Genomic DNA, 9,770 nt, shown 5'->3' with positions numbered 1-9,770 from the left:
GTCCACAGCAGACAAGACCGAGCATGCCGTGCGCGAACGAATTTCCGATACGTCTCAGCGCCAAACCTAGCTTGATGATCCTGGACCAACGATAGCCGGCCTCTCCAGAAGGCGTGCATAATAGTCGCGCTGATCGCTGCGCGTGGAGCTCGATCATGCCCTTCAAAGCACGTGGAAGATGGGCGGACGGGGACTTAATTCCTGACCACCTTGCAACCTGTCAGATTTTCCGACTGGCCAGCAATCTTGTCAGCCAGTCAGGATCCATTTCGGGAACAGAGGACAAAAGCCGTTCGGTGTAAGCGGCATGCGGAGGTGTGAGAACCACGCTCTTCAATCCCTGCTCGACGACTTTGCCGCCGTGCATGACGACAATCTCGTCTGCTATCGCGCGCACCGTGGCAATGTCATGGGTAATGAAGATGTAGCTCATCCCGAGTTCACGCTGTAGGCGCATCAGAAGCTTGAGGATCTCCTCCTGCACAATTTGGTCGAGCGCGGATGTGATCTCGTCGCAGATGATAAGCTCCGGTTCGGCAGCCAATGCCCGCGCAATGCAGACGCGTTGTTTTTGGCCACCTGATAGCTCGCCAGGTAGACGTTCCAGAAAATCCTCGCTCATCTCGACCATGTGCATAAGTTCGCTTATCCGGCGATCTCTCTGCGCGCCTTTGAGGCCGAGGTAGAATTCGAGTGGCCGCTCTAAGACTTCTTCGACCGTTTGGCGCGGATTAAGGGCGTTGTCGGGCATTTGATAAATCATCTGGACGCGACGCAGGACCTCCTTGGGCCGCGCCTTCAGGCTCTTGGAAAGGAGCTGGCCTGCGAAAGAAATCGAACCCGAACTTGGCGGCAAGAGTCCGGTAACGACTCGAGCGAGCGTCGATTTCCCAGAACCGGATTCGCCGACCACAGCGACTGTTCTTCCGCGCGGAACCTTGATGGAGACATCCTGGAGCACCTTGACCCCTCCGGCATAAGCCGCGGTGACGTTGTCTATCGTCAAGAGATAGTCATCGGCTGGAACTTCGGGCTTGGCGAGCTTGCGGACTGCCCAGAGCGTCCTCGTATATTCCTGGCTGGGGGAGGCCAGCATCTGGCGTGTGTCAGCCACCTCCACGGTAACTCCGTGTCGCAGAACCATGATGCGATCCGCCATTTGCGCCACCACCGCCAGGTCATGCGTTACGTAGATTGCAGCAGTACTGAATTCCTCAACGATGTTGCGAATGGAGGCAAGGACTTCAACCTGCGTGGTCACATCGAGCGCCGTTGTTGGCTCGTCGAATATTATGAGGTCCGGTCGACAAGCCATTGCCATCGCTGTCATGGCCCGTTGCAACTGCCCGCCTGAGACCTGATGAGGATAGCGAAAGCCTATGCTCTCGGGTTCTGGGAGCTGAAGACGCCGATAAAGATCCACGGCGCTCCGGTTCGCCTCTTCCCGGCTGACGATTCCATGCGCCACCGCGGTTTCGATGGTTTGTTCCAAAAGTCGATGTGCCGGATTGAAGGAGGCCGCCGCGCTTTGCGCGACATAGGCAATGCGGGAGCCCCGGAGACGACGGCGCCCCTTTTCATTGACTGCCAGGAGATCAATCCCGTCGAACAGGACCGAGCCCTGTGTGATCCGGCAGCCCGGTTTGGCATAGCCCATTGCGGCAAGGCCAATGGTGGACTTGCCGGCGCCTGACTCGCCGATTAGGCCAAGAACCTCCCCCCGCTTCAGCGTAAGATCGATCCCGCGGACGATGGGATGCCACTGTTCGTCCGAGGATCCCTCCACATGCAGATTGCGGATTTGCAGTAGATCCTTTCCTTTTTCGCGTGAGCCTGGATCGCTACTTTTCATCCCGCAACCCGCTTGTTGCGTGCAGGTACCAGTCCACAACGAAATTTACGGATACGGTAAGAAGAGCTATCGCGCCGGCCGGAAGCAGCGGCGTGACATCGCCGTAAGTGATCAGGGTTGCGTTCTCGCGCACCATTGATCCCCAATCGGCCGTCGGCGGCTGAATACCGACTCCGAGGAACGACAGCGCCGCGACTGTCAGGAACACGAAGCAGAATCGCAAGCCGAACTCGGCGACCAGTGGAGGCATGACATTGGGAAGGATTTCATTGGCGATGATCCATCTCGGTCCCTCGCCGCGCAATCGCGCCACCTCGACATATTCCATCACGGCCACGTTAAGCCCAACGGCGCGAGAAAGCCGAAAGACACGGGTGGAATCGAGAAGCGCAATGATAACAATCAGGCTGGTGATCGACGAGCCGAAGATCGACAGAAGCACCAGCGCGAAGATCAGACTCGGGATCGACATCAGCACGTCCACCGCACGCGACAAGATCTGGTCGAGCCACCCCCTATACAATGCGGCAAGGAGGCCGAGCGACACGCCTACCGCGAAGGAGAGCAATGTAGTCGCGACCGCGATAGCGATGGTGTTGCGCGCACCGTAGATCAAGCGGGTGAGCATGTCGCGGCCGAGCTGGTCGGTTCCCAATTTGAATTCCTGATTCCACGGCGCGAAGGCTTCGCTGAAGACCTGCGTCTCGCCATATGGGGCTATCCAGTGCGCGAAGACCGCAACAAGGACGTAGCCAACGATCACCACGATGCCGAACCATGCACTAAGCGGTGCCTTCTTCAGCGCTGTTGTCGCCCGGCTGGCACGCGAGCGCCTCAGCCTCTGAACCGCAGCGATAGATTGGGATCTGGTCATCGTGGGTGCAAGAGCCTGGGGTTGGTGGCGATGGAAATAATGTCGGCCAGCAGGTTGAGAAGGATGTAGGTCGCGGCGAAAATCAGGGCACACGCCTGGACAACCGGAACATCCCTGGATTTTACCGCATCAACCATCAGTTGGCCGATCCCGGGATAGACGAAAACGACCTCGACCACGACCACTCCGACGATGAGATATGCCATATTGAACGCCACGACAGTGACGATGGGAGCCCAGGCATTGGGCAGGGCATGCCTCAGCACGATCACCATCGGGGACATTCCCTTGAGGCGCGCCATATCGATGTAGGGGCTTGCGAGCATGTTGATGATGGCCGCTCGGGTCATGCGCATCATGTGGGCCACGATCACGAGTGTAAGGGTGATTGCCGGCAGCGCCACTTTCCAGAGGTGCTCCCAAAATGGGGTCTGATCGTTCACATTCGACAATGTCGGAAATTTGGGAACCGCATTGAGTGCCCAAGTCAGTGAGATACTGAGCCAATGGGGCAGGGATTGAGCGAAATCGGATGCAATGAACGTGTCGCGCGAGATCACCAGGTAGGCGAGCATATAGGCGACGAAAAACTCCGGGAACGAAATAGTTGTCAGTGTCACGGCATTCACCAGCCGGTCGAACCAGCCGTTGCGGTACAGCGCGGCGAGAATGCCAAGCCCAAGCGCCAGCGGAACCGCTATCAGCGCGGTCACCGCTGCAAGAAACATCGTATTGTAGAGGCGTGGCGCGATGATCTCGGCCACGGTACGCCGATATCCGGTGCGGCTCGCGAACGAAGAGCCGAAGTCGCCGTGAAGCATTTGCGCGACCCAGACGAAATAGCGCTCGACAGGCGGACGATCGATGCCGATTTCCCGCTGAAAGGCGGCGACCGTTTCGGGCGTCGCCGACTGCCCGAGCGTGGCCTTGGCGAAGTCGCCCGGAAGCATCGCGATGGCAGAGAAGATGATGATGGACACGATGAACAAAGTGACCAGGCCGAGGCCAAGGCGCTGCAGAACCGTTCTTGCGACGGGGTTCATGTGAGTGCCGTCTCCCTTTGGGCGGCAGTCCTGCACTCGGAGCAAGCCGACCGGAGCCTCACAACCATCGTGGCCCGGCCGCCTTTTCATGCCGTGGCGATCCACCAGCGTTCGGCCATTTTCAGTCCATCGTTCTCCCAGTTGGGCGCCACTTCGCCATGTGCGAGCTTTTTGGATTGGGCGCTGACGAAATTGTTGAAGACCAGCACGATGCTGCCGCCATCGTCGTGGGTTAGTTGCTGCATCTCGGCATACATTCCCGCTCGCTTGGCCTCGTCCGTCTCGGCCCGCGCCTTAACAAGCAATTCGTTGAAATGGGGATTTTTCCAGAACGACTCATTCCAGCTGGAGTCCGCGGCGAAGGCTTGCGTGAACATCCAGTCGGCCGTCGCTCGACCGCTCCAATAGGATGCGCACCAGGGTTTCTTGAGCCAGATATTGTCCCAATAAGCGTCCTCGGCCTCCCGCACGACATTGACGTCGATGCCGCATTGGGCTGCCGTCTCGCGAATGAGCGAAGCCGCATCCACCGCGCCTGCAAAAGCGGCATCGGCGACCGAGAGATCCACCTTCAGGTTCTCCATTCCGGCCTTTTTCAGGTAGTGCTTGGCTTTTTCCGGATCGAAGTTGTGTTGCGGTTGCGGATCCTTGGCGAATTTGATCGCTGGCGCGATCGGGTTGTCGTTAGCCACGGTGGCGTGGCCGAGAAAGATCTTGTCGACGATTTCTTGGCGATTGATCGCCCATTTCAATGCCGTTCGCACGTCTGGATTATCAAACGGCGCCATCGCGGCATTCATCGGCAAGGTATAATGTCCGTAGCCGGTGACCTCGACGATTTCCACCTTCGGATTGCGTTTCAACATGCCGAGGGTCTTGAGGTCGGCGCGGCCGATATAGTCCACCTCGCCCGTCGACAAGGCCGCCATGCGAGCGGCAAGATCAGTGATGGCGATGAATTCCACCTCGTCGAGATAGGGCTTGCCGTTTTTGAAGTAGTTTGGATTGCGCTTGAGTTTCGCCGAAACGCCGGGCTGGAAATTCTCAAGGAGGAAAGCGCCGGTGCGAACCCCTGAAGCCCAGTCCGCCTTGCCGTCCTTGGCTGGCATGATGACCAGATGGTAGTCACTCATGATGTAAGGGAAATCGGCGTTGCCGCTCTTGAGCGTGAAGACCACCGTTTCCGGGCCGTCGGCCTTGATCCCGGCGACGGACTCCAACAGCGACTTCGCCGCCGATTTTGTGTCCTTGCCCATGTGATATTGCAATGACGTCACGACGTCATCCGCCGTCACAGTCTTGCCGTTGTGGAAGGTTGCGCCTTTGCGCAGCTTGAAGGCCCAGGTCTTGGCCCAATCCGAAGATTCGAAGCTCTCGGCGAGGTCCGGTTGGACATTGCCTTTGGCGTCGACCTCAGTGAGGCTGTTGGATAGCGAGCCCGAAAACGCGGTTTGTGTGAACGTATCGGGGTAGCCGGCCGGATCGATTGAATCCGTCGTCGCGCCATGAGCCATGCCGAGCTTGGCGAAGCCGCCGTGCATCGGTTCGGCACGCGCCCTGGCGACGAAGAGCGTGTCGGCGGCGGCGACCGTCAGGCCTGCGGCTATCCCAAGATGAATGAAGTCGCGGCGGGAAACTTTGCCGCCACCGACCAGGCTTTGCGCGAGACCAAGCTTGTATTCAGATTCTGACATTTGACTCTCCCATTGCGGAGTTCTCCGCGTTATTTTTTTCAAGCACCTGCGAACAAATCTGCTAGTTGGCTTCGGCCATCTTTCTTCGAATTTTTCCAATCCCAATCGGCTTTTGGGCCAATCAGGCCGTCACATAGATGCTGCCGGCTTCGACGGTGACTGGAAATGTGCGAGCGCGAATGGACGGATCGACCAAGGCTTCACCTGACTTGATGTCGAATTCCCAGCCATGCCAGGCGCATCGAACGATCTCGTTTTCGCGATGATAGATGAATTGCGCTTGTTCAACGGGCGCGGTTGTCCCGCATTGCGGTCCCTCGCAAAGTGGAGCGCCGCGGTGCGGACAGACATTCAGCAGCGCGTGGAATGAATCTCCGATGCGGAAAATCCCGACCGAAAGGCTGCGGATCTTGGCGATAAACGGAGATCCTGTTTCGATCTCGTCGACGCGGCAGATATATGTCTTCTCGGGCATCGTATGCTTCCTCAGGCAGCATTCGCGGCTTGCGCACGGGGGATGCGTTTGTAGACTTCCAACGCATTCAGTCCCATGATCTTGCTCTTCCAGGCAGGAGGGATTTGCAGCGTGTTGGCATCGTCGTAATCCCAGTGCGGATAGTCCGACGCAAACATCAGCGTGTTTTCCGCGTCGATGGCTTCGAGCGTGGACCAGAGATGTTGGATGTTTGCAGGTTGCTCCAGCGGCTGCGTGGAAAAGCGGATGTTGCGCCGGCAATATTCCGATGGCAGCATCTTCAGCCATGGCGTCTCTTTACGCAGCGCTTTGTAGTCGGCATCCAGGCGCCACAGGACCGACGGAACCCAGGCGACACCGCACTCGATGATCACGAAGTAGAGGTCCGGCCACTTCTCGAAGACGCCATGGGCGATCATGCTTGCCACGTGCGACATCGCGGACATGTGCAAAATGGCATGCGTTTCCCAGAAGAATGTCGTGGGCGCAGGCGCAATGGCAGTTGAATTCACGCCGCCATGCCCGCCCAGATGTATGGCGAACGGCAACCCTACTTCAGCGCAAGCTTCGTAGATCGGATGGTAGAACGGGTCTCCATACGGCTTGACGGACCCTTGGGAAGCGAGAACCTGGACCATACGCGGATGACTGCCCAGACGGCGTATCTCGGCGGCAGCGAGCTTCGGATCCTGTGGTGCGATGATGATCGAACCCATGAAACGATCGTCTTTCGGCAGCCATTGGTTGATCTGATAGTCATTGTAGGCGCTGACCAGGGCGCTGGCATAGTAAGGATTGGCGAGGGTCGACGCCTCGATCGGCTCATCGCCGGTGAGGATCGCCACGTCGACTTTGTACTTGTCGAGGTGCTTCTCTTTCATGATGAGATAATTGTCGGCTTCCGTCTTCGGACGGACGTCCTTGCGGGAGAAGTCCTGCGGATGAAACCAGGGGCGATGGCCATGCGGAAATGCGCCGACTGGACCTGTTTTCTCGCCCTCGGTGAACATGTCTTTCCACAAGCCGGAAAGGTATGGCGTCAACACGGTGGCGCTTGACCAGTAATTGTGACAGTCGCAATCAACTATGAACACTTTGTTCCGCTCCGTGGCCCGTCCCGGCGGTGCGCCGGCCGATGATCTGGTGCAGCTTCCCCCTTGAGTATTGTTTGATCAAGCTTATGGTAGGCAGGAACATGATCGAATTTTTCGATCGGGATTTCCATGCAGCTTGATCACATCGAAACCTTTCTCGACATCATCGAATCGAGAAATTTCAATCGCACCGCAGATCGGTTGGGCTTAACCCAATCGACAATCAGCACCCGCATCAAGAACCTGGAGAGCGCAATCGGATCTGAACTGTTCCAACGCGGACGCGCCGGGGCAGAGCCGACTGCCGCAGGGCGCCGGTTCGAAGCCTACGCAAGATCTCTGGTATCCACTTGGTCGCAGGCTCGCCACGATGTCCGGGCCTTCAACCGTTTCGAAGGCACCTTGCGCGTTGCCGCCCAAGTGGGCATGACCCGCTCAGTCCTGCCCGGGTGGGTCGAAACCCTGTGCCAAGCACTTCCGAAGTCCTCAATCCATGTCGAGTCGGATTATTCGAACCAGATGGTCAGCGACCTCAGCATGGGAAACCTGGATATCGCGGTGCTTTATGCCCCCCGCTACTTGCCTGAGATCGCATACGAGCACCTGATGGTCGAGGAATATGTAATGGTTTCGACTGCCGCCAGAAACCTGTCGGACGTCGATCCCGACACCTACATCCGACCAGGCTACACCGTCGTGCTGGAGAAAACGCACGCAGAGATGCTGGCCCAATTGGCGATCTGCCGACTTTCGACCGGATCGGAAGCTCTGGCGGAGATCATGCTCCGGCGAACGGGCGGCACTTGCTACATGCGCAGCGATGATGCGCGCAGGTTTACCGGTGAGCTTCCATCGTTCCTGGTCGAAGGAGCGCCGACCTTGCACCAGCCAGTCCATACGGCGATACTGGCACGCCGCAAACACGAACCGATCATTCGCAAAGGCATCCGTGCTCTCCATCTCGCTGTTATGTCGCTGGAGGTTTAATCGATATTCCCGATCATAACGCTGGAATAATATTGCTGTTCAGCGGGGTAAGAACTGGCATGTTCGCTCGACCTAACGCCGAGCCGCACGATGAATGCATACGCCTCCATCCAAGCCTCAGATGTCGTGCCCACCATGCGTCAGCGGCGATGGGCACAAAAGACGCGAGATATAGTGCTCTGCCGTCGCGTGATAGACGAGACGCACGATGTGAAAACATTTGTTCTCACATCTGCCGCTGGTCGGATGTTCTGCTTCAGCGCGGGCCAGTATGTTCTCGTGCACCTCAGGATCAACGGCGCCACAATAACGCGCGCCTACTCGGTATCGTCACCGCCGACGCGACCGCTTGATCTTCAGATCACCGTGAAGCGAACGCAAGGCGGGCTCACTTCCAACTGGATCCATGACCATTTGACGCCGGGCAGCGAGATCGAGATCGAAGGGCCGCTCGGTTCGTTCAATCTGGATAAATTGCCGTCGGAGAAACCTGTTTTCCTTTCGGGCGGGAGCGGCGTGACTCCGACCATGTCAATGCTGCGTGCGCTTACAGACCGCGCAGACGACAGGGAGATCCGCTTCATTCACAGCGCGAAAACCCCAGGCGACATCATCTTCCGAGCGGAACTGGAAGCACTTGCCGCTCGCTTTCCCAATGTTCAAGTGACTTTGGTTTGCGGCCAGGGAGGTCCCGCTTGGACGGGTTCAACCGGCCGAATTGATGGTCGGATGCTGCTGAGCCTGGTTCCCGATCTTCAAAAGCGCACTGTTTTTGCCTGTGGGCCCGAAGGGTACATGAAGACGGCACGCGCCTGCCTTGATGCAATAGGCTTCCCGCCAGCGCAGTATCACGAGGAGAGTTTCGGAGGCAGCAATGGTTCTCGGTCGGAATTGGGCTTGGCGATTTCGTCTTCGGTCCGTTTTGTCCGCTCGGGTGTGGAGCATCGCTGCGCGCCCGGAGAGACCCTGCTGGACGCGGCGCGGAACTGTGGCATCTACATCCCAACCGCCTGCCAGCAGGGCGTTTGCGGAACGTGCCGAATAGCCAAACTATCCGGCGAGGTTACCATGGACGATTTAGGCGGACTGAATGCTAAAGAGAAATCTGCCGGCTATGTCCTGGCATGTTGCAGCCGCCCGCGAGGGACGGTTTTGCTCGACGCTTAGCTCGGCGTTGTTGACTGTTGGAAGATTCCGTCGGCGCACGCATCGGCGTCAGGGTCTAACCCAACGGCTCGACGCTCGAAGCTGTCAGTCCGTTATCGGCCCCCAAATGAGACGTTGGAAGCATTGAGGGCAGGGGACAGTTCGTGGCGCAAACGAGATAGCAGCTCCGAGTAGTCATCGCTGTTCGCGAAACGGTCGATTTCTGGACATCGCAATGTCGGGTATGGACTAACGCGCTATCTCGGCTCGAGGACCAATTCAGGTACGCGCCTGACATTAGGTATTGAGCATAGATCCGTGCGTCCCGGAAAGCGGACGCGGCACGATCCGGGTTAGGCGAGTAAGATACGCTCGATGACGGCGGCGCGCGCGGGAACGTCGCAACCAAGGATGAAGCTGTTGCTGGAGTCGAGCGGGCATTCACGCGGCCATGCCGGAGCAGATCGGCGCTACGACGGCCCAGCAGCCTTTGTCGCGGGGGGTTGTGTGCGTCAAGTTCTGCAAAATGGGGCGGCCATGATGCTGGTCATGCGGCTTGGCGCAGAGCGAGCTTCTTGTGCTCGCGCAGGTCGTCCATGTTGATG

8 protein-coding genes are annotated in these 9,770 nt (G+C 58.1%); 2 read left to right on the top strand and 6 right to left on the bottom strand.

Annotation, left to right across the window (positions count from 1 at the left end; all coding sequences use genetic code 11):
• Positions 1-220: 220 nt before the first annotated feature.
• The 6 genes from NKJ64_RS30225 to NKJ64_RS30200 all read right to left on the bottom strand — a co-directional run bounded on the left by NKJ64_RS30225 (position 221) and on the right by NKJ64_RS30200 (position 7,032).
• The gene (locus tag NKJ64_RS30225; RefSeq protein ID WP_023686074.1) at positions 221-1,852 is read right to left on the bottom strand and encodes an ABC transporter ATP-binding protein; all 1,632 of its coding nucleotides are present in this window, start codon (positions 1,850-1,852) and stop codon (positions 221-223) included.
• Complete coding sequence (locus NKJ64_RS30220) at positions 1,842-2,726, bottom strand: ABC transporter permease (protein ID WP_023673827.1); 885 nt, start codon at positions 2,724-2,726, stop codon at positions 1,842-1,844. The genes NKJ64_RS30225 and NKJ64_RS30220 overlap by 11 nt, the downstream gene beginning before the upstream one ends.
• On the bottom strand, positions 2,723-3,769 hold the full coding sequence (locus NKJ64_RS30215) for an ABC transporter permease (RefSeq protein WP_023673826.1): 1,047 nt from the start codon (positions 3,767-3,769) through the stop codon (positions 2,723-2,725). Before NKJ64_RS30215 ends, NKJ64_RS30220 begins: the two co-directional genes overlap by 4 nt.
• 86 nt (positions 3,770-3,855) lie before the next feature.
• Positions 3,856-5,463, bottom strand: a complete 1,608-nt coding sequence (locus tag NKJ64_RS30210; RefSeq protein ID WP_352463813.1) for an ABC transporter substrate-binding protein — start codon at positions 5,461-5,463, stop codon at positions 3,856-3,858.
• Positions 5,464-5,584: 121 nt separating this feature from the next.
• Positions 5,585-5,938, bottom strand: coding sequence for a Rieske (2Fe-2S) protein (locus tag NKJ64_RS30205; RefSeq protein ID WP_023673824.1), 354 nt, complete (start codon positions 5,936-5,938; stop codon positions 5,585-5,587).
• 11 nt (positions 5,939-5,949) lie between these two features.
• Positions 5,950-7,032: an amidohydrolase family protein gene (locus NKJ64_RS30200; protein ID WP_352463812.1), complete on the bottom strand. Its 1,083-nt coding sequence runs from the start codon at positions 7,030-7,032 to the stop codon at positions 5,950-5,952.
• Between the two features lie 129 nt (positions 7,033-7,161).
• On the opposite strand from NKJ64_RS30200, the gene NKJ64_RS30195 reads away from it, so the two are divergent.
• Complete coding sequence (locus NKJ64_RS30195; protein WP_023673822.1) at positions 7,162-8,019, top strand: LysR family transcriptional regulator; 858 nt, start codon at positions 7,162-7,164, stop codon at positions 8,017-8,019.
• A 90-nt stretch (positions 8,020-8,109) separates the two neighbouring features.
• On the top strand, positions 8,110-9,186 hold the full coding sequence (locus NKJ64_RS30190; RefSeq protein WP_031204576.1) for an FAD-binding oxidoreductase: 1,077 nt from the start codon (positions 8,110-8,112) through the stop codon (positions 9,184-9,186).
• Positions 9,187-9,770: the final 584 nt, after the last annotated feature.

The organism is Mesorhizobium sp. M0062, assembly GCF_040323125.1.
In the GTDB taxonomy this organism is placed as follows: Bacteria; Pseudomonadota; Alphaproteobacteria; order Rhizobiales; family Rhizobiaceae; genus Mesorhizobium.
This window is presented reverse-complemented; position numbering and strand designations above follow the sequence as displayed.

Excerpts from the sequence above, each read along its gene's own strand:
- NKJ64_RS30195 (WP_023673822.1), top strand. The coding sequence starts at position 7,162 with ATGCAGCTTGATCACATCGAAACCTTTCTCGACATCATCGAATCGAGA.
- NKJ64_RS30190 (WP_031204576.1), top strand. The coding sequence starts at position 8,110 with ATGAATGCATACGCCTCCATCCAAGCCTCAGATGTCGTGCCCACCATG.
- NKJ64_RS30210 (WP_352463813.1), bottom strand. The coding sequence starts at position 5,463 with ATGTCAGAATCTGAATACAAGCTTGGTCTCGCGCAAAGCCTGGTCGGT.
- NKJ64_RS30215 (WP_023673826.1), bottom strand. The coding sequence starts at position 3,769 with ATGAACCCCGTCGCAAGAACGGTTCTGCAGCGCCTTGGCCTCGGCCTG.
- NKJ64_RS30220 (WP_023673827.1), bottom strand. The coding sequence starts at position 2,726 with ATGACCAGATCCCAATCTATCGCTGCGGTTCAGAGGCTGAGGCGCTCG.
- NKJ64_RS30205 (WP_023673824.1), bottom strand. The coding sequence starts at position 5,938 with ATGCCCGAGAAGACATATATCTGCCGCGTCGACGAGATCGAAACAGGA.
- NKJ64_RS30225 (WP_023686074.1), bottom strand. The coding sequence starts at position 1,852 with ATGAAAAGTAGCGATCCAGGCTCACGCGAAAAAGGAAAGGATCTACTG.